Genomic DNA, 20481 nt, shown 5'->3' on the forward strand with positions numbered 1-20481 from the left:
TTATTAAGTATAGTTAGTTTTCAAATATTTTTAACCATGAAGTTTTTTGCTCAAGTATTTTTTGAACCAATATTTTGGCACCTTTCAGGTCATGGTGAGATGCTTGTCCACATTCTTTGTCTGTGTTATATGGAACTTCATCCATCATTAGAATTTCCCTCAATACTCTTTCAAAAGTAGAGGTTATATGTTGTACATTACTGGAATTCAGCGTAATCAGGTAAAAACCGGTCTGGCAACCCATAGGTGAAACACTTATAAATCCATCCAGATATTTTCTGAACCCTGCCAGTAATAAATGTTCTAAAGAGTGTAATACTCTTGTTTCCATATAAACCTTGTTAGGTTGAGTAAAGCGTAAATCATAAAAGAAAACAATATCCCCTTTGTTTCCCTTGGTGTACTGCGATAACCGAATATATGGTGCCTTGACCAGCCTATGATTAACTTCACCCAGCCCCTCGGAAATCCATCCATATGTTTCTTCCTTTGATGTTTTAGCCTCATTTTCTGCATTCATGCAAGCCATTAGATACTTGCGACTTTCGGGAAGCACTTTTTCCCAAACATCAGAGTGGTTATACAGTTCAACAGTTACATAACCGTTGTAGCCGTTATCTTTGAGTGCTTTGAGAACTGCATGAAAATCGATTTCACCCATTCCCGGGAATTCATGATAATGTACTTTGCCATTGACAGTGTTGCAAACCGGCTGCTGAATAATAGGATTGCAACATTCATCATGTTTGCTTCTTAGATATTTCAGTATCGGATTGGCTTTTTGTATGATATCAAATCCAATTCCGCCTACTGAGCCTAAATACGCTTTGATTTCAAGTTCAATACTTTTTTCACTTTGGATGGCTATGTCATCAATCTTCACAAAATCAACCCTTGAGTGGTAAGGGCTCACAAAACTCACAGCTTCAGCTTTTTCAACGGATTTCAAATCGTTTTGATAGAAGTAAATACAATGCTCTGAATCGATAAAATAAAAGCAGTTCTTGTCTTCCACATGTAATAAATAACCATAACGTTCTAAATTCAGTTTTACCGACAATCTTTGCTTTTCACTCAATGATTGCAGCTTGAGATTATAGCCTTCCTTTATGTCTGCCAGATGCATATACGATACATGGGGGATTGCTTTTGAAATGGCATTAACATAATTATCTTCTGTACAAAATGTATGACAAATGTCCAAATGCAAACTAAAATTGGGTGAGTTTACTTCCTTTATAAGTGAGATAGCATCGTCGATTGTCTCAATGTACATGCCCGGCTCAGGTTCTATAACCAGAGTTACATCTCCGATATTTTCCAAACATGATTTTATGCCGTCTATTAGTAATTTCCTTGGGTCAATTGAAGGATTATCAACGTGTTCCTGTCTTAAATACCCGCTTTGAAAACTGACAATCGGTATACCGATTGTTTTAGCCATTGATATGCCTTTTTTTATCAAATCAATCCGCTGCTGTCTTTTTTCGTGGGAAAGAGAAATGATTGAAGGCTCATGTGGAATGTCCGATAGAAAAAATGTTGTTGCGGTTGAAATACAAATTGGCTTTATCCGTGATCCCTTGAAAAAATCCCTGATTTTCATCAGCTCATCTTCACTAAGTGAAAAAGGATCAAATTGTTTGTACTGAAAAGATAGTTCCACCCCATCAAAACCAGCTTTTTCAGCTTCAAGTGCAGCTCGGTAAAAGTCCAAATTCGTCAAACCGTTCATACTGTAGCTCAATTTAAACATACTGACCTCCTTATTCTGTTGTTTTTGTTATTTCAATGTATTCGTAAAAACTGTGTACTATAATTTACAAATACTGTTGTACTGAATTTAGTCGTTATTTGCTTGAAATTATTTTTAATGCTTGGAATAGTACTCAATAATATCTTTAACAGACAATAATGTCATGGAATTTTTAATGGCGAACTGCACTGCTTCATGAAGACGTGTCATTGAACCATCTGAATTTGTTAATTCGCATAGGACTCCGGTAGGCTTGAGCCCGGCCAATTTCATAAGATCAACTGTGCCTTCTGTATGTCCGGCTCTTTCCAGTACACCTCCCGGACGTGATTGTAATGGGAATACATGACCGGGTTGTGCCAAATCCTCCGGTTTAGCATTATCTGATATAGCTGCTAATATTGTCGTCGTACGGTCTGCAGCCGACACCCCAGTGGTTACACCTATCTTTGCTTCTATAGATACGGTAAATGCTGTGCCATATCGACTGGAATTCTGTTGAACCATAAGTGGAAGTGCTAATTCCTTACAGCGCTCATTTGTGAGACATAAACAAACAATCCCGCTGCATTCTCTGATCAAAAAGGCCATTTTTACTGGCGTCATATACTGAGCCGGGAAAATAATATCCACTTCATTCTCCCGGTCTTCATCGTCGGCAAGAAGAATACCGTTTCCATTCTGTAACTGGCTGATTGCCATAAGAACACGTTCGTTGTAGGTTGCACCAAAATAATCAAGTAATCTTTCTCTCATATGCATAATCCTTTCAGAAAAAACATTTTACTAAGCTATAACAGTATACTAATTCCATATGTGTATTAAAGAGGCATTTATAATTAATATGGTAATAATATACTTACGCCTATTAAAATGTATATGTTATTTTTCTCCAATAATTTCATTATAATTTATGGAATTATTGGAAAATTTTACATATAATTTTTTGAGCATTTCGGATAACCTTAAATTAACACTTCAAAGAAGTGTTAGATAAAATAATATGTGTGGATTATTTTAAGAAAAGCATTTAAGAAAAAGTATCTTTTGCCTAGGGTAAATGTAGATTTTTACAAAATTTGGGTGTATAATTGAATGTATGTTTATTTTGGTCCTAAATTTTTACATTGTAAACCTATTTGTTAGCCGATATATGTTTGAGAACTTAACTTATAAAGTAGAGGGTGGATCATTTGAGAGACAGGATTAAGTATTCTTTGCCTAATTTTTTAACACTAATAAATCTATCACTTGGAGTAATTGCCTTGCTGTTCGTAATGAAAAATGATCTTTTACAGGCATCTCTTATAGTTATGGTAGCAGCCTTAACTGATAGATTCGATGGTAAGACTGCCAGAATGTTGGACTGTACAAGTGAGTTGGGCAAGGAGTTAGATTCTCTGTCAGACTTAGTTTCTTTTGGAGTTGCACCTATAATAATCACTTGGAAAATCAGTTTTTTTGGTCTTCCAGTTATAGGCTGTTTGCTGGCAGTTATCTATCCTATTGCAGGGGCTTACAGGCTAGCACGTTACAATTTATCAACATTTAATAATGTTTATTCTGGTGTGCCGATTACAATTGCCGGAGCCCTTTTATCAGTAATTAACCTGTTTAACTACTATTCCATAGAGCATCATAGGTATAACAGTATATACACCGTTTTTACTGCTGTCATTGTTATTTTGCTTTCTTTTCTTATGGTCAGCAAAATCAGGATTCAGAAAAGGTAAATAGTATAAATACCTATTTGGTATATTGGTTTAAGGAGTTTAATTTAGTAAATGTATATACTGTTCATCTGAAGCCGTTAAAAGCCGTTCGAAAAATAACGGGCATGTGAAAAATAATTCCTTTATAATTGTGTTCAAGGAGGTGAAGTTTTGGACTGGGTTGATAGGATGAATCAAGCAATTCATTATGTGGAAGACCATTTGAACAACAAAATTGACGAAAAAGAAATAAGTAGGATAACAGCTTGTCCGTTTTCTTTGTTTCAAGGGTCGTTTACACAAATAACGGGTATACCGTTATCTGAGTACGTCCGTCGCCGTAAATTGACATGTGCCGCTTATGATTTGCAAAACACTGAAGAAAAAGTTATTGATGTTGCGTTGAAATACGGTTATCAATCATCCGATGCATTTAGTGTTGCTTTTAAACGTTTACATGGTATTACACCGTCAGATGCAAGAAAAGACGGTGTTAAGCTCACATTCTATTGCCGTCTTGATTTCGCCCTTATAATTAAAGGAGTTGATAGAATGGATTACACAATTATTGAGAGAACACCATTTAATGTTATGGGAATAAGGCGTACAACACCATACGGTGGCGGCACATGGGCAATCGTAAAAAGTGACGGCAGTAATGAGGCAATCAAAGAAACAACAGGACGTTTTTACGATTTGGGATTGTGTTTCAGTTTTGGAGAAGACGGTAGCAACGATTACATGTGTGGCATCGAATGGGATAAAGAACCGATTGAAGGACTTGATATTTTCAAGTATCCCGAGGCAACCTGGTTAAAATTCGAAGCGAAGGGCAGCATATCCAGCCAAGTTCTTGGAAGCGTATGGCAAAGAATCAATAACGAGTTCATGCCTCAAAGCAAGTATAAAAAAACCGGGCTCCCCACAATAGAAAAGTATGTCTTGTGGGATGACGCTGCCGATATTTGTAATGTTGAAATATGGATTCCTGTTGCACCTAAATATACTGTATAAAATTAGCAAACTGCGGTTTAGATTACACTTTGACTACTTTTAGAGAGAATTAAAATAAGCACAAAAATTTCTTACCCAACAACAAAGCCTCTTACCGCAAAATTAAACCGCGGCAAGAGGCCTTGTTGTATTGTTGCTTTTTTATTTCTTGTCATACTCGGGATTAAATGCGTAAAAATTCTTAGCATCTAAACTATCCTGAACTGTCCTCAAGGTTTCACCGAACCTTTGGAAGTGAACTACTTCTCTTTCACGGAGGAACTTTATAGGTTCTTTGACATCCGGATCATCTGCCAACCTAAGTATATTATCATATGTTGTTCTTGCTTTTTGCTCTGCTGCAAGGTCTTCTATTAAATCTGTAATTGGATCGCCTTTTGATTGGAAGTATGTTGCTGTAAAAGGCATACCTGAGGCAGCAATAGGGTACAATGCTGTTGTATGATCAACAAAATAGGTATCAAAACCACTCTTTTTAATTTCTTCAATACTTAAACCTCTAGTCAACTGATATACTATTGCAGATATAATTTCCAGATGCGCCAGTTCTTCTGTGCCTATATCTGAACCGAAATGACGATTTGAATTATTCTATTGACTAAATTTAGTACCAAATATAGTATAAATATAATGGTCTTATGTATTAATGCCCAGTAGTTTAAAAGGGCTAATAAACAATTTTAATGTAACACAGTGACAAAAAAGGGGTTCATGGAGAAGGTAACAATATGGAAGAATTGTTTTTAGTAAAAATTAAAAAAGAAATGCTTGAGGAGTGTGTGAATTTGTATATAGAAACATTCACTCAAGAGCCATGGAATGATATTTATGAATCGAGAGAACAAGTAGTGAAGTTTTTTAATAATCATTTTGATAATAATTACTTTATAGGTTATGCAGTTGTTTTAAATGATAAGATGGTAGCCTTGAGTATAGGTATGAAAAAACCATGGATAAAAGGTCTTGAATATTATATTGATGAATTTTGCGTTAGCTACGAAATGCAGGGCAGAGGTATAGGCAGCTGGTTTGTAAAGGCAATAGAGGAAGATATCAAAGAGCAAGGATTAAATGGCATGATATTAAACACAGAAAAAGATTATCCATCGCAAAAATTCTATGAAAAAAACGGATTCAGAACACTTGGAGACTTAATAGTTCTTGGCAAATAATACACGTAATACAAGGAGGCTTCGTTATGAAAAGAATTATCCGAAACAATGGTTATATTTTCTCAGGTCGATAATTCTAGTGCTACGAGTGGAGGATTTAATATGAAAATCACGATGATACATGGGCAAAACCATAAAGGAAGTACTTATCACATAGGAAGGTTATTGGCCGATAAGCTTGCAAGTGAGGACGAAATTACAGAGTTTTTCTTACCGAGGGACTTGAATCACTTTTGTATGGGTTGCTACCAATGCATTGAAGATGGTACAAAATGCCCATACTACACCGAAAAGCAAATCATCACCGATGCTATGGAAAAGGCAGATATGCTTATTTTTACGACGCCAAACTATTGCATGGGTCCATCTGCATCCATGAAAGCTTTCCTTGACCTGATGTTTACATATTGGATGCCACATTGTCCAAGAGAGTGGATGTTCACAAAGAAAGCTGCCGTTATTTCAACTGCTGCCGGAGCAGGAGCTAAGCATGCAATTAAGAATGTGAAAAAGTCTCTCTTCTATTGGGGTGTTCCTTATATAAAGAGCTATGGTATTAATGTGCAGGCTTCAAACTGGGCTGGCGTAAAAGAGGATAAGAAAATAAAAATCGATAAAGATATGAATAAACTTGCCCGAAGATTTGCGCATATTGAAAGGCCGAGAGTCTGTATAAAGACAAAATTAGTATTTTTTATCATGGCTAAAATGCACAAGGCGGGAGGGGACACTTCTCCTGTCGAAAGGCAGTATTGGGAAGAACGGGGCTGGCTAAATAAAGAGCGACCTTGGAAAAAAAGGTGATGAGCCAATATATCAAGAATTAGTATATTACTGCATACTCTATAATTGAAAATGTTAAACTGTCTCATTGCATAAAAAGATGGGGTAGTCTATGCTTAACTGCAGGAGGTGCATTGGTATGGCAAATGAACAGAACAAAGATTTTAATACAATGCTTCATAATAATAAGGATATGCCTAAATTAAAAATTATTACCGATGAAAAAAGTATTAAAAAGTATGGCGGCGAGCGAATGTATTTTGCTCCACCCATTGATTATGACCGGATTATGAAGAAAGTACCATTAGGTAAGGTAATTACAGTAGGACAGATTAGAGACTCCTTTGCAAAGGCAAATAATGCAGATTTTACAGACCCAATCACCGCAGGAATTTTTGTTTCTATCGTAGCATGGGCGAGCAACCAAAGAAGCAGCGAGAAAACACCATACTGGAGAACACTTAAAGCGGATGGTGAGTTAAATCCAAAATACCCGGGTGGTATTGAGGCACAAAAAGAAAAATTAGAAGCAGAAGGTCACATAGTTGTTCAGCGAGGCAGAAGTAATATCAGATATTATGTACAGAATTATGAATATAGCTTGTGTCAGCTATAACAATATGACAGATACTATGGCTATTTATCTTTTATATGGAGATGAGAATATGTTCAATGAACTTGAAAAATATACTGCGAAACCACAATTATATGCTCCAAGCACAAATAAATTTTGGGATGATGAACATATCTCCAAAGGTATGTTGGAAGCTCACCTGAATCCAAGTTGGGATGCGGCAACTCGCAAATCCGAATTTCTCGATGAATCAGTAAAATGGATTTCAAAAATTGCACCACCGCCTCAATATAAGTTTTTACTTGATTTAGGTTGTGGACCCGGATTATATGCTGAGCGGTTTAATAGCGCAGGATTTTCTGTTACTGGAGTAGATTTTTCTAAACGCTCCATTGCATATGCAATGGAACAAGCGTTACTTAATAAAAGCAGTATTGAGTACCATTATAAAAACTACTTAACAATTGATTATGTAGAAAAGTACGATGTAATAATATTGATATATTGTGATTATGCAGCACTATCAAATACGGACAGGCTCACTTTATTGAAAAAAGTATATCTTGCATTAAAGCCCAACGGAAAGTTTATTTTTGATGTATTTACACCTCAGATGAGAAAACATGAAAGTCGTTCATGGTACTACTGTGAAGAGGGTGGTTTTTTGTGCGATAAGCCACATATTTGCTTGGAATCCGTTTATCAATATAATGATGAAGATAGTACTGAATTAAGGCAGTCTATTGTGATTACCGAAGAAACTGTGAATTGCTATAATATATGGGACCATTTTTTTACTAAGGAAGCCTTGCTATCAGAGGTTCAGACTACAGGTTTTAGTACATTTGAATTTTATGGCGATATCGCCGGTAAGGAATTTTCAGATACAGGAGAAACTATCTGTGGCGTTTTTACAAAATAGTAGCAAAATAAATGTATCCACAATATCAGGAAAACTAAGGATAGGCGTTAAAAATCGTGATACCGGTACTTATGTACTTGAACTTACAGAATGTACAAAAGACAAATATAATCAGGTTGTTTCCATAGAAAAAACAGGACAGTATAGTATTGTTCTTGAGATTTCAAACCACACGGGGAGTTATGAAGTTGTAGGCAAACCTATAACTTCATAAACATGCCTGTTCGGTAAAAGTGTAAAACATTTATTTGAAAATAAATAATGTGGTAGTGATTGATATTTGATTTGATTCCAGATATAGTATTAGTATTAAGGTAATATATGGATTTTAAGGAAGGGAATTAAATATATGCCAAAAGGAGTAATGGTATATCAACTCACTATTATAGGATTAATTTTTACTATTGCATTATTAAATGTTATATGCCCTAAATTAATGTGGAAGACTTTTGAAAGCTGGAAGGCCACGAAAGAGCCAAGTAATGCTTATTTTATTTCAAGAAGAATTATAGGTGTCATTATAATTGCAGTATTATTAGCAATGTCTTTATTGCCGTACATAATGGGATAGTATTAAATAAGCTGACTTACTAAATTACACCGCAGTATGTATTTGAAAGAGAGGATTTTGCATGGATGGAGTAAAGAAAAACTTTGGATTTGGATGTATGAGACTCCCTATGAATGGTGAAGATGTGGATATTGCACAGATGAATGAGATGGTGGATACGTATCTGGATAATGGATTTAATTATTTTGATACTGCACATGGATATTTACAGGGCAAAAGTGAACTGGCTCTGAAAGAGTGTCTTACCCGCAGGTATGCCAGAGATAAATATATCTTGACTAATAAACTTACAAATATTTATTTCAAAAAAGAAGAGGATATTCGTCCTTTTTTTGAAAATCAGTTAATTTGGTGTGGAGTAGATTATTTTGATTATTACCTGATGCATGCACAGGTAGCAGAAAGTTTTAAATTCTTTAAAGACTGCAACGCGTACGAGACTGCATTTGCACTGAAGGCTGAAGGAAAAGTGAAACATGTGGGAATTTCTTTCCATGACAGGGCTAAAGTATTAGAGCAGATTTTGACAGAGTATCCGGATATTGAAGTCGTACAGATTCAGTTCAATTACGCAGATTATGAAGATCCTGCTGTTGAAAGTCGCAAATGTTATGAGGTATGCAGAAAATACAATAAGCCTGTACTTGTAATGGAACCGGTGAAGGGTGGCAATCTTGTAAACCTTCCGGAAGACGCAAAAAAAATTCTTGAAGATTTACACAATGGAAGTTCTGCAAGCTTTGCAATTCGCTTTGCCGCCGGGTTTGAAGGAATAGAGATGGTATTATCCGGCATGAGTTCTTTGGAACAGATGCAGGATAATATCAGTTTTATGAAAGAGTTTGAACCACTCTCTGAGAAGGAACTGGAAGCGGTCTCAAAGGTACAGGAAATTCTTCATAACATGAATCTGATTCCCTGTACTGCGTGCAGATATTGTACAGACGGATGTCCAAAGAACATTTCTATTCCGGATTTGTTTGCTTGCATGAATACCAAGAACATGTACCATGACTGGAATGCTGATTATTATTACAGCGAAGTACATACTAAGAATAACGGTAAAGCGTCCGATTGCATTAAGTGTGGTAAATGTGAAAAAGCATGTCCACAACATATACAGATTGGAGATTTGCTTGTGCAGGTAGCAAAAGAGTTCGAAAAATAGCTATGAAGAGGGGAACTGTTGTTGGAGCGAAAGAACCGCAAGAACCGCAAGTAAACATTGACGCCAGCAGGAGAACATTACTATAAAAAGAGAAAAATAAGATAAGAATCCAGTAAGATTGCTCATGCAGTAACAGTGTGAATTATTTTGAGTATTTCATCAGGGCTTTTTTAAAGTCGCCTTTTACTAAAACGGCTACTTTTTCAGCAATTTCACCGGGATTTTCTTTCATACCTGTTCGAATCCAATCCATACCTATTGCCACAACTGCCAGACTATAAAAATGCGCAATAAACTCTTTATATTTGTCATCAACAATCAATCCCTTGGATTGGTCTTCGACAACGGGATATATTATTTCATACAAAACCCTGTACATAAACGTCTCAAGATATTCGCGGCTGATTGAGCGGTAAACGTTATAAACAAAGTTCCTGTTCTGACGCATTCTTTCAAGTATATTATGATAACCTTGCTGCCATGTATTAATATCTTTGTTATCAGCCAATGCTTCAAATGTTTGCTCTTTAAATATCCATTCGACGAGCTGGTAAATATCATTAAAATGATAATAAAACGCTTGACGGGATACACCACAGTCTTGAACAATATCTTTTACCGTAACATGATCAAGTGTCTTTTTTTTCAGCATTTTCTCTAGTGATTCCGCAAAGACTTCCTTGGCATTTTTTAGCATTTATATCACCTTCATTTATTCTAGATTGTAATTATGGTATCATTTTTTTGACTTTTTAACAAATCTAATAAGATAAACTTAACAAATTGTTACAAATGTAAAAATTTTTGACAGTTCGGTCTATTTGTAAATTTTCGTTTAAAGATCATTGTGTTTTAATTTAATAAAAGCAATCGGTTTTATTAAATTTCATATTGAAAGGATGAAGACAATGAATATTTATTCGACAATGTATCACCCCAAAAAACCGGAAGGTATTGAACAGAGAAAAGCATATATCGTTGGTGGCGGCCTCGCAGGGCTGGCAACAGCAGCTTTTTTGGTAGATGACGCCGGTATACCCGGAGAAAATATAACCATTTTGGAAAAGCGTGATGATGTGGGCGGCAGTATGGATGGTATACGCGGAGAATTCGGCTATCTTTGCCGTGGAGAACGTGAAATGGAGCCGTATATGGAATGCCTCTGGTATCTGTACAGTAAGATTCCATCACTTGAAAACAAAGGACGTACCGTACTTGATGACATAGTTGATTTTAACAGGGAGGAGCCAATCCATTCGGAATGCAGGGTACTCGTTAACCGTGGAGAAAGATACAGTAAGGTTCACGACTACCGCTTTTGTCCCAAAGACATGGCGGATATGCAGCGGTTTCTAAGCCTTCCGGAATCTGCTTTGGAAGATAAGAAAATATCAGACTTTTTTGATGAATCATTCTTTAAAAGCAGCTGCTGGATAAACTTTCACAGTTGTCTGGCCTTTAAAACATATCACAGTGCTTTGGAGTGCCAACGATATTTCCAACGGTTTGCTCTTGAGGTTCGCCATGAGTACCTTGAAGGAATCATACACACAAAATATTGCGAATATGATTCCATGATCAAGCCTCTTATGACATGGCTATGGAGTAAGGGCGTCAAAACTGTGTACGGCTGTTGGGTATATGACATTGATATGGACGATGCCTGTAATACCGCTAAAGCATTGCTTCTCAGGCAGAACAATAAGGAGGTAGTTATTAAGATGGAGCCGAAAGATTTTGTATTTGTTACAAACGGCTCCATGACAACTAACAGTGCATTCGGCGACAATAAGACAGTTGCACCGACCAACTATGATACAGCTGACCTAGGTGCTTTTACGCTTTGGCAGAACCTTGCCGGAAAGAACGAAAAGTTCGGACACCCGGAAAAATTCATCGGTCACATAGACAAGACAAAGTGGGTTTCCTTCATGCCTACAATAAAAGGCTATCCGGAGCTTGTCAACCGAATTGAAAAGCTAACCGGAAGCAAGGCAGGAACAGGAGGGGCCATCACGATTTTGGATTCTAACTGGGATATCTCATTTGAGTTACATCACAACCCATTTTTCTTAGACCAGAAGGATGATGAGCAGGTAATGTGGGGATATGGGTGCTATGGCGAGAATGTAGGCAATTATGTTAAGAAGCCGATGCATGAATGCACCGGTGAAGAAATTATGACAGAGCTGTTGTATCATCTGAACATGCTGGACATCAAGGATGAGGTGTTGTCCCATTCCTACATCTCGACCTGTATGATGCCCTATATCACCAGCCAGTTCATGCCTCGTAAGGAAACCGATCGACCGAAGAATGTACCGGAGGGCTGCACAAATATCGGCTTTCTTGGGCAGTATGTGGAGGTTCCGGAGGATGTGGTGTTCACAGTTGAAATGTCAGTCCGCACAGGGCTGGAAGCCGTATACAAGCTTACCGGTCTTGAGAAGGATGTATTAGAGGTATATCCTTCCAAATACGATATACGCTATACTGTTGAGCGACTAAAAAAGTTCGCCGGAAAAACAGCTGCGGAAAAATTAACAGAGGATGATTTGCCGTCAATCAAATCGTTGGATGCCAACCAGATGAAACAGATGGCCGTTAACATGTTGAACTCTTACCCACCGTACTATAGCATGTATCTTGGGCGCGACAAGACTGTTTCCCTGAAAGTATCTGTGTTACATCCTGAGGCTCCAATGAGTAAGTAAAGGATATTATCTGATTTTCTAAGGATTAAAAGATATGAAAAGCTGAGATATTAAGGATTATTTATCTTGATATCTCAGCTTTTTAAGTATTTTTTTAGTTCAAAAACGTAGAATGATTATTAATTTGCCGGATAAGCTGTACCTGTAGTCGGTTTATTAAATGTACAATAGAGCATACCACAATCATCAGCTGCAAGAACCCAGTTAAAACCGAATGATGTACTATTCGGAAGTTTTATAGATATGTAACCAGGTTTTTGTACGCTTACTGTCTTCCAAGTTGATGTGTAAGGGTCACGTATTGTATAAAATTGATAATTATTATATGTAATATTGTCCCAATCCGGAACTAAGTAGAGTGTCTTATTGGCAGCATTTTTCATTATGATATTATACATAATCCCATAGCTTCCTTGAAGCAACCCAGGGCTGACTGGAGGTCTGGGGCTGACTTGTGGGGCATTAGATTGCCATCCACTATAGGGTAAATATTGATCAGGTATTTCAAATTCATTTTCATTATACTTCGAAACATAATCGCTAAAACAATCTAAATAAAAAGATTTATAAACTGAAGTATTATAATCAAATGTAGCCATTCTTCCGTCATGGCCATATAACCCAGTACCTGTTGCTTTACCAGTACCAGATCCGTTTGAACTGCCTGTATTCATGCAATCGAATACTGGAAGACCTAAAACTGTTGCCAAACTAGTTCCTGTTTTGAAAATTACTACTTTACATTCTACATTTGAAGTATTTGCTTTAAGAAGAATTTTACCTACTCCTGCTGAAGCATTAGCAGAATTCAAGTCTGATCGTAAGTAAATTTCTGATGTACCAGCATTAAGATCTTTGGTAGAATATTTTGCAGTGCTCCAATATTCCGTTTCAACTGCTGAACCCATTACATAGTACGATCCATTAGCAGCGGAGGAATTATTCATTTTTGTTATCGTAGCGCTGCCAGGTCCTTTATTAGTTAATATTACAGCTACTGTTAATGGAACACCAGAATAATTTGCATGACTGTATTCAACATCATAAGATTTATTAGCCGTTAGCTTTACTTTAATAGTATATGCACCAATCCCATTTTTAAGGTAAGATGAATAGATTTTTTCAGGGTTATTTGAATAGATGTAACTATTGTTAGTCTGAGTGAAGGACAGTGAATCATACGAACTACTATATACTGCAAATACTAAAGTTGGTAATAGTGAAATTGATATGATTAATGCTAAGCAAATCAATTTTTTAATATAATTTTTTTTTGACATAATTTACAATTACTCCTTATAATTTATTATATTATTTTTTATTCATTCCTATTTATATTTAACCAATCTTTTTCTATCTCGAGCTAGGAGAAAACTGGATAATATCTTTTAATAACATAATTATAGTATACCTAACTAGGTTGTCAACCACTATTTTACATTATTTACAACCATATACTGTTTTTAGAGCTATGGGCTTTAGGAAAAATAAGATGTGCTGTGAAAATGAATTAACCATTTTTTTAATTTCGAATAGAATGTATTGGGAGTTGATAGAATGACTATTAAAAATAAAAGGATTGAACTTACTACAGAAGAAAGTAACATATTTACTCGCCAGTTTAAAATAGGAGTAATCAAGCAGCTGTATAAAGAGAAGCTGCTGACGGGTGAACAATGTGATAAGGTGATTAAAGCAATTAATAGCTATTGATTTATACATCAGAGGTATAGGTATGAAAGTAAAAGTTGGTGCTTATTGCAGAGTTTCAACAGAAAAGGATGATCAGGTAAATTCACTACAGAGCCAAAAGAAATATTTTGAAGAATATATAAGGAATAGACCTGACTGGGAATTTGCTGACATTTATGCTGATGAGGGAATTAGCGGGACTCAAGCCGAGAATAGAATGGAATTTCAGAGGATGATTTCTGATGCTAAAAACAAAAGGCTGGATTTGATATTGACTAAAGAGATATCAAGATTTGCAAGAAACACTAAAATCAGTATTGACTACACACGTATGCTTAAAGAGGTTGGAGTAGGTGTTATTTTTATTAATGATAATATTAATACTCTTGACGGAGATGGTGAATTGAGGCTTACAATTATGTCGGCCATTGCGCAGGATGAAAGCAGAAAAACATCTGAACGGGTAAAGTGGGGACAAAAAAGAAGAATGGAGCAGGGGATCGTTTTTGGACGTGAGCTGTTAGGATACAATTTGTATAAAGGCATTTTAACGGTTAATGAGGAAGAAGCTGAAATAGTAAGATTGATTTTTTACAAATATACCATCGAAGGAAAAGGTACTCATATAATTGCAAGAGAGCTTTATGAAGACAATATACAATTTGAAAGATATAAAAAAAGGTGGTCAAATACCACAATACTGAGACTTCTAAAAAATGAAAAATATGTTGGAGATCTGACTCAAAAAAAGACCATAACTCCAAATTACTTAAATCATAAAAAGAAATACAACAGGGGAGAAGAAGAGACTGTATATATAAAAAACCATCATAAACCTATCATATCAAGGGATTTATGGGATGCAACACAAGAACAGCTCAGTCAGCGAGCAGCACAAAAGGAGCAAAAAAGTAAATACAGCAATAAATATTGGTGCTCAGGGAAGCTGTATTGTGGGGAATGTGGAAATAAATTTGTGGGAAGAAGTAAAAAATTAAAAAACGGGGAAGTTTACAAGGCTTGGATATGTAGTCAGGCTAAAAGCTATGGCACTCTCAAGACTGATTTCAATGGAAATAAGGTTGGCTGCAGCAATAAGAGTATAAATCACATAGTACTGTGCGAAATAGTAAAAGCTGTTATGGACTCAATTAATATAAGTAAGGAAAAAATAAAGTCCGAACTGGTATCTGAAATCAGGAAATTGAACGATTTAACTGATATAAAGAGTACATATTTATTTACAAGAAAAATAGAAGACCTGAACCGTAAAAAGCAGGAAGTAATCAATCTAATGCTTGAGGGAAGCATATCTAAGGGCGATATGTTTTTAATGAATAAAAAGTATGACTTTGAGATAAATAAAGTTAAAACGATTATTAAAAATATTGAAGATATAAATATTATAAATAGCGGGAATGCAAATAAGCTGCAGAGATGTATAGACAGGATAAATTCTCTGGTTAACCAGATTGAAGGAAAGGATTCCGAGGAAGTTTTTAAACTCACAGTTAAAAAGGTTATCCTATATAAAAATAATATATTGGAACTATATTTAAACTGTATGTCGGAGCCAATAAAACTAAACTATAAAAGCAAAGGAAAAAATGGAAACTATAGTTTTGAATACAGCTTTACAGACAATTGATTTACACATTCACTAACCCAAGCCGTCATGATTTCTTTAACAATAAAAAATCTTCCGTACATATGTACAGAAGATTTTTTATTAGGCGACTTAGCCGTTTGTTTCTATTTATGGAAACTAGCGTATTATTTTATGTAGCATCAACGCGGACTCAGCTTTTGTAACGGAGGCTTTCAGATTAAGCTTCTTTGCATCACCTGAATAAAATCCGTTCTTTACGATAGTGGCTACACTTTCAACAGTATTCTTTGAAACTTTTGAAGCATCAGAAAATTGTTTTAGATTGTCAGCATTACCTTTAACCAAATTTTTATTTACTAATTTCAGCGCTTTATAGGTTAATACCAACATATTCTCTCTGCTTATAGCCTTATTAGGATTGAATTTATTATGTCCGACACCGTTAGTAATACCAAGTGCTTTGGCGATACCCAGTGAATTATAGTAGCTGTCTTTCTTATTAACATCACTGAAATTTGTAGTATATTTTGCATTTAAATCTAAAGTTTTAACAAGCCACATAATATACTCGCCTCTTGAAATGCTCTTATTGAAATTGATTTGTTTGGCATCAGAGTTTTTGATAATACCTTTTGATACCAACATCGCAATAGCATTATTAAGTTCACTTTTGCCGTCATTTTCATTTTCAAACCTGACATTATCCAGATACATCGTACCGGCGTAGTCACTGTTAACGTCTGCAACAACGATTGTGATATCACGTAGGACAGTATCAGCAGTAAGTACTTTTTTATCATTTATTTTATCCAAATCATATTTTGCCTGAATGTGATACAATCCATCTTTGGTTTTTTTCATTTTGCTCAGGCTTGCTAAAGGTATATTGATATCAACCGATGCCTGTGCCCAGTAACCAAGGGTTGGCGGAGCAAATGCCAGACTTATGCAGAGAGCGCCCTTGCTTGCTTGTGCAGGCTTCAGATATAAATCAAATGCAAGATATTTGTTACTTCCGCGTGTTGCGTTTATTCCGCCAAGAGCGATACGTGGTGCTGAAGCCCATCCGTCCGTCGGCTTTACCTCAGGATATTTTACTTCCCAAGAAATAGCTTTTGAGCCGTTAGCATCTTTTATTGCCAAAGCACTCTGAACTCCAGAGGTAGCATCCCAGGACCATCCCTGACGGGTTGAATCTTCAAAATTTGAAGGAAGTGTTGCCTTTCCTGGCATAGCATGCTCAACAGTTGCTTCTGCGGCAGCTCGGTTTCCTGATACTGTTATATTGTCAAGTGAAATAACATTCGTATCTGCACCCACAAACAAAATTATATTAGTCATTGTACTATCTTTGGTGTCTTTTGCTATAGAATCAAAATTAGGTGAATCAGCAGGAGTTATTGTCAATACGGCTTTATATGTGCCGTCTGTCTGTTTTACAAAGTCAGAGGGCTTCACCGCAATGGCACGTGTAGGATTCGCCCAACCATGGGTTGAACTCTGTGGTATTGCTGCTATTGATACTGTGGCAGGAGCAGCTGCAATAACGTCCATTGTAAGCTTTTCTGCACCGAGAATGTTCGGTTTATTACTTGTACCATCAGCTGAAAGACGAACGTTTGCCCAGTAGTTTCCTTCTGAAAGATCCTTGCTGTTTTTTAAGCCTGTGATTTTAAGAGCATTTTTATCATTTGTAAGAGTGATACTATCAGCCTTTACGGGGCTATCAGCGTTTATACCAAAACCTTGAGTCGTTCCATCATTGAAATCCCATATATTTGTTGTAAACTCTTCTTTTTCAGCACGCTCAATAGGTTCATATTTAATACCTTTAATTCTGGCACGGGCGTATTCACCGGATATACTCAGCTCTTTTGGTGACCAAACCTGATCATCTCCGGGGTCTAAACTTGTGGCTTCTGATTTGCCGGAAATGAAAGGTATGAACGAGCCTGAGGTTTCATTCTTGTTTGACAGTGACCAGTTAATCCAACTGATATTGTTTGCATTGAAGAATTCAAGCCATTCATCGGCTTCTTTTAAGTAAGGTCCGTTGTTTCCGCTTGCTTCACTGGATCCCCATTCTGAACAAAAAACTGCTACACCATGCTCAAGAGCATATCTTACATTACTCATTACATTTCCTCTGTCTGTACTGTTAGGAGAGGTTTTATGCGTACCGCTATAGAAATGAACAGTATAAATAGTATTATTATCATTAATGGGGTTATTAGCAGCCAAATCAGGACGCTGGCTCCAGTTTGGAGTTCCAACGACTACAAGATTCTTATTACCGCTGTCACGGAGCATCTTTATTATTGGTTCTGCGTAGCTCTTTACTTTTGCCCAACCTGCCGCATCATTGGTAACACCGGGATCGTTAGGGCTGGGCTCATTAGCCAGTTCATATATTATGTGCGGATTATTGGGATACTTTTGGGATATTTCCTTGAAGAAATCCATTGCACCCTTATATATGTCTGCATTTGGGTCACCCGGAGTAAGTACATGCCAATCCACCATAGCGTACATATCATTGGCGATTGCAAAATTTATCCCATCTATTACTTTTTTCTTGATAGTTTCAGGGTCTTTTGAATATCCGCCTTCAGCAACATACATTGCCAGACGGATTACATTACTTCCCCAGTCCTTGGAGAGTGCTGCAAATGCATTATTGTTAATTATTTCAGGGTACCACTGAAGGCCGTGGGTACACATACCACGAAGTTGTATAGGGTTCCCGTCTTTGTCACATAATGTTTTAGTTCCATTCTTATCTAGGAGTTGAAGAGCACCGGCAGTTGAAGGCTTTTTAGCCTGACTGGTAATGAGGTGAGAACTATTCGGCTCTGCAGCGAAAGACATTGTTGGAATGAAAGACATTAACATTGCAACAACAATAACAAAAGCAAGAATTTTTTTATTGATGTTTCTAAACATGATAATCCTCCTTTTAGTATAAGGTTAAATAATTGGAAATCAGATGTGAACGCTACCGCCCACACAGGTCAAACAGAAATGAGTTTTGTTTTGCCTCCTCTCCATATGATATAGCAGTGTATAACCTATGATTCATTTACAAATCCCGGTCATTCCTTGCATGATTTATATTTCGCTGCGTGTTTATTGATACTCCGCACACAGAAATATGTGATATTAGGATTAATTACTCTTCTGCAGGAGTGGATTATAAATTAATATGGCATATATGAAATGACTTTACATTTTTAAGAAATATGTTTATTTATTCTATTTTTTTCCGTTCCATTATATCATTGTGATACCAAGGCAATCAATATAATTTGGAATGTAAATGAATTTTTATTAAAAATATAAATTATTGAAGAAGTTTTATGGACAATTAATTCAAGATGTGCCTTACAGATACAGATATACCTATATCTGTAAGGGTACCCTTAGGAATATTATATAAATGTATATGAAAAATATGTGTAACCAAAGATGGCAGAGATTTGTGTGATATCAATTGTATTCATACTGCTGTATTGACAAAGCGCCACATAGACTTTATAATATAGCTGTCATTTAGAAAAATTTCAAAATGAAGAGTCAAAGGTGATAAAGTGAGTTTACCAAATATATTTAAGGCACTAAGTGATTCCGTCCGACGGGATATATTACTGAAACTTAAGCAAAAGCGAAAAATGTCTGCTGGGGAGATTGCTGCTGAGTTTGAATTGTCCAATGCTACAATTTCCTACCATCTGTCTATTCTTAAAAATGCAGACTTAATTTTTGAAACTCGATATCAGAAGTATATTTACTATGAAATTAATACTTCTGTATTTGAAGGTGCAGTTATGTGGCTCATGCAATTTCGGGAGGATTAATATGAAACAAAAAGACATGCGCACGTTAATTATATCGACAGTTCTATGCGGCGTGCTGTTTGGAATAGCCGTAGTTATTAATAAATTGAGCGGAGGTAACGCAGATACATACATTCCACTTTATGTAATAGCGGCTATTCTTAATGCTGTTTTGAATTTGGGTTTAAGCTCTAACATTGTCATGGCTAATGGAGCAAAGAAATTAGTGGCTCTTGGTAAGTGGATTATGCCAATTACCGGACTGGCATATTTAATTCCACAAATCTATCTGCTGCTGTTTCCGGCGCAAAGTATCATGGAAACTTTTGTTTATATTTTTTTAGGCATTATATTTATTATCAGCGGAAACTATTTCCCCAAAAATCATATAAACCCCTATATAGGTTTAAAGTTTCCTTGGCTGTTTCATGATGAAGAGGGGTGGTATAAAACACATAAATTAGGCAGCTATACTTGGGTATTATCGGGAGCGGCTATGATATTACATCCTCTGCACAACTTGGCGTATGTAACCGTTCCGCTAATCATTCTGTTAGCAGGTGTTGTTCCATTTATCTATTCTCTTATTCTTTATTTACAGAAAAAAACTAATTAGGAGGAATTGCGTATGAAATCTTCAAAGAAACACATTATTATCAGCACCGTATTGTGTGCATTGACACTGGTGGTTTTCCTTGCTTTTTATGGTAAGCTGCCTGATTCTATCCCCGTCCATTTTGATTCTGAAGGAAATGCCAACTCTTACTTCCCCCGAAACATGATAGTATTTGGCGTTCCCGCAGTCAGTGTCTTGCTCAACTTGCTTGCAGCATTTAAAGTCAATAAACAGGCAGATAAGGCAACCTTTATGTTTTACATTATGCCTGCTGTAGCAGTAGTAACGTCAGGGATTATTATTTATTTAGGATTGAAATGAGAATTGAAAGCGGAACGGTTTTTT

At 36.3% G+C, this 20481-nt stretch carries 20 protein-coding genes and 1 pseudogene; 15 read left to right on the plus strand and 6 right to left on the minus strand.

Translation table 11 applies throughout. The features are described from left to right. Positions 1-13: 13 nt before the first annotated feature. Both P0092_RS07160 and ribB read right to left on the minus strand, forming a co-directional pair. The gene (locus tag P0092_RS07160; RefSeq protein WP_004620979.1) at positions 14-1756 is read right to left on the minus strand and encodes an S-ribosylhomocysteine lyase; all 1743 of its coding nucleotides are present in this window, start codon (positions 1754-1756) and stop codon (positions 14-16) included. Between the two features lie 114 nt (positions 1757-1870). Further along, a complete protein-coding gene (gene ribB / locus P0092_RS07165; RefSeq protein ID WP_004620980.1) occupies positions 1871-2512 on the minus strand; it encodes a 3,4-dihydroxy-2-butanone-4-phosphate synthase in 642 nt (213 codons plus the stop codon). 428 nt (positions 2513-2940) lie between these two features. Here ribB and pssA point away from each other — a divergent pair, with 428 nt between their 5' ends. Both pssA and P0092_RS07175 read left to right on the plus strand, forming a co-directional pair. Next, positions 2941-3489, plus strand: a complete 549-nt coding sequence (gene pssA, locus P0092_RS07170) for a CDP-diacylglycerol--serine O-phosphatidyltransferase (protein ID WP_242831791.1) — start codon at positions 2941-2943, stop codon at positions 3487-3489. Positions 3490-3639: 150 nt separating this feature from the next. Beyond that, entirely contained in the window at positions 3640-4482 is an 843-nt protein-coding gene (locus P0092_RS07175; RefSeq protein WP_004620982.1) for an AraC family transcriptional regulator, read from the plus strand. Positions 4483-4623: 141 nt separating this feature from the next. Here P0092_RS07175 and P0092_RS07180 read toward each other — a convergent pair. Next, positions 4624-5049, minus strand: a pseudogene (locus P0092_RS07180) (manganese catalase family protein); the annotation flags it as partial. Between the two features lie 161 nt (positions 5050-5210). On the opposite strand from P0092_RS07180, the gene P0092_RS07185 reads away from it, so the two are divergent. The 7 genes from P0092_RS07185 to P0092_RS07215 all read left to right on the plus strand — a co-directional run bounded on the left by P0092_RS07185 (position 5211) and on the right by P0092_RS07215 (position 9672). Further along, on the plus strand, positions 5211-5654 hold the full coding sequence (locus tag P0092_RS07185) for a GNAT family N-acetyltransferase (RefSeq protein WP_004620983.1): 444 nt from the start codon (positions 5211-5213) through the stop codon (positions 5652-5654). A 102-nt stretch (positions 5655-5756) separates the two neighbouring features. Continuing rightward, on the plus strand, positions 5757-6458 hold the full coding sequence (locus P0092_RS07190) for a flavodoxin family protein (RefSeq protein ID WP_004620984.1): 702 nt from the start codon (positions 5757-5759) through the stop codon (positions 6456-6458). A gap of 118 nt (positions 6459-6576) precedes the next feature. Continuing rightward, on the plus strand, positions 6577-7053 hold the full coding sequence (locus P0092_RS07195) for an MGMT family protein (RefSeq protein ID WP_004620985.1): 477 nt from the start codon (positions 6577-6579) through the stop codon (positions 7051-7053). Next, positions 7028-7933 (plus strand): class I SAM-dependent methyltransferase, encoded by a 906-nt coding sequence (locus P0092_RS07200; RefSeq protein ID WP_276187120.1) that lies wholly within the window; start codon positions 7028-7030, stop codon positions 7931-7933. Before P0092_RS07195 ends, P0092_RS07200 begins: the two co-directional genes overlap by 26 nt. Next, positions 7914-8147, plus strand: coding sequence for a hypothetical protein (locus tag P0092_RS07205; RefSeq protein ID WP_004620987.1), 234 nt, complete (start codon positions 7914-7916; stop codon positions 8145-8147). Before P0092_RS07200 ends, P0092_RS07205 begins: the two co-directional genes overlap by 20 nt. A gap of 135 nt (positions 8148-8282) precedes the next feature. After that, the gene (locus P0092_RS07210) at positions 8283-8504 is read left to right on the plus strand and encodes a DUF6199 family natural product biosynthesis protein (protein ID WP_004620988.1); all 222 of its coding nucleotides are present in this window, start codon (positions 8283-8285) and stop codon (positions 8502-8504) included. 61 nt (positions 8505-8565) lie between these two features. Then, a complete protein-coding gene (locus P0092_RS07215; protein ID WP_004620989.1) occupies positions 8566-9672 on the plus strand; it encodes an aldo/keto reductase in 1107 nt (368 codons plus the stop codon). Between the two features lie 142 nt (positions 9673-9814). Here the strand turns inward: P0092_RS07215 and P0092_RS07220 are convergent, their stop codons facing one another. Beyond that, on the minus strand, positions 9815-10369 hold the full coding sequence (locus tag P0092_RS07220; protein ID WP_004620990.1) for a TetR/AcrR family transcriptional regulator: 555 nt from the start codon (positions 10367-10369) through the stop codon (positions 9815-9817). A gap of 211 nt (positions 10370-10580) precedes the next feature. On the opposite strand from P0092_RS07220, the gene P0092_RS07225 reads away from it, so the two are divergent. Further along, positions 10581-12386 (plus strand): oleate hydratase, encoded by a 1806-nt coding sequence (locus P0092_RS07225; protein WP_004620991.1) that lies wholly within the window; start codon positions 10581-10583, stop codon positions 12384-12386. 119 nt (positions 12387-12505) lie between these two features. On the opposite strand, the gene P0092_RS07230 is transcribed toward P0092_RS07225, so the two are convergent. Next, positions 12506-13666 carry a hypothetical protein gene (locus P0092_RS07230; protein ID WP_004620992.1) on the minus strand — a complete coding sequence of 387 codons (1161 nt, stop codon included), beginning with the start codon at positions 13664-13666 and terminating at the stop codon, positions 12506-12508. A gap of 277 nt (positions 13667-13943) precedes the next feature. Between P0092_RS07230 and P0092_RS07235 the strand changes: the two genes are divergently transcribed. Together P0092_RS07235 and P0092_RS07240 are read left to right on the plus strand one after the other, a co-directional pair. Beyond that, positions 13944-14099 (plus strand): hypothetical protein, encoded by a 156-nt coding sequence (locus P0092_RS07235; RefSeq protein ID WP_004620993.1) that lies wholly within the window; start codon positions 13944-13946, stop codon positions 14097-14099. 22 nt (positions 14100-14121) lie between these two features. Further along, a complete protein-coding gene (locus P0092_RS07240) occupies positions 14122-15726 on the plus strand; it encodes a recombinase family protein (RefSeq protein WP_004620994.1) in 1605 nt (534 codons plus the stop codon). A gap of 117 nt (positions 15727-15843) precedes the next feature. Here the strand turns inward: P0092_RS07240 and P0092_RS07245 are convergent, their stop codons facing one another. Beyond that, on the minus strand, positions 15844-18630 hold the full coding sequence (locus tag P0092_RS07245) for a carbohydrate-binding domain-containing protein (RefSeq protein WP_004620995.1): 2787 nt from the start codon (positions 18628-18630) through the stop codon (positions 15844-15846). A 644-nt stretch (positions 18631-19274) separates the two neighbouring features. On the opposite strand from P0092_RS07245, the gene P0092_RS07250 reads away from it, so the two are divergent. Genes P0092_RS07250 through P0092_RS07260 form a run of 3 tightly spaced genes read left to right on the plus strand, consistent with a single transcriptional unit; the run spans position 19275 to position 20457 of the window. Further along, positions 19275-19541 carry an autorepressor SdpR family transcription factor gene (locus P0092_RS07250; RefSeq protein ID WP_004620996.1) on the plus strand — a complete coding sequence of 89 codons (267 nt, stop codon included), beginning with the start codon at positions 19275-19277 and terminating at the stop codon, positions 19539-19541. Position 19542: 1 nt separating this feature from the next. Further along, complete coding sequence (locus P0092_RS07255) at positions 19543-20136, plus strand: SdpI family protein (protein ID WP_004620997.1); 594 nt, start codon at positions 19543-19545, stop codon at positions 20134-20136. A 12-nt stretch (positions 20137-20148) separates the two neighbouring features. Continuing rightward, positions 20149-20457 carry a DUF1648 domain-containing protein gene (locus tag P0092_RS07260; RefSeq protein ID WP_004620998.1) on the plus strand — a complete coding sequence of 103 codons (309 nt, stop codon included), beginning with the start codon at positions 20149-20151 and terminating at the stop codon, positions 20455-20457. Positions 20458-20481 lie beyond the last annotated feature (24 nt).

Source organism: Ruminiclostridium papyrosolvens DSM 2782 (assembly GCF_029318685.1).
In the GTDB taxonomy this organism is placed as follows: domain Bacteria; phylum Bacillota; class Clostridia; order Acetivibrionales; family DSM-1351; genus Ruminiclostridium; species Ruminiclostridium papyrosolvens.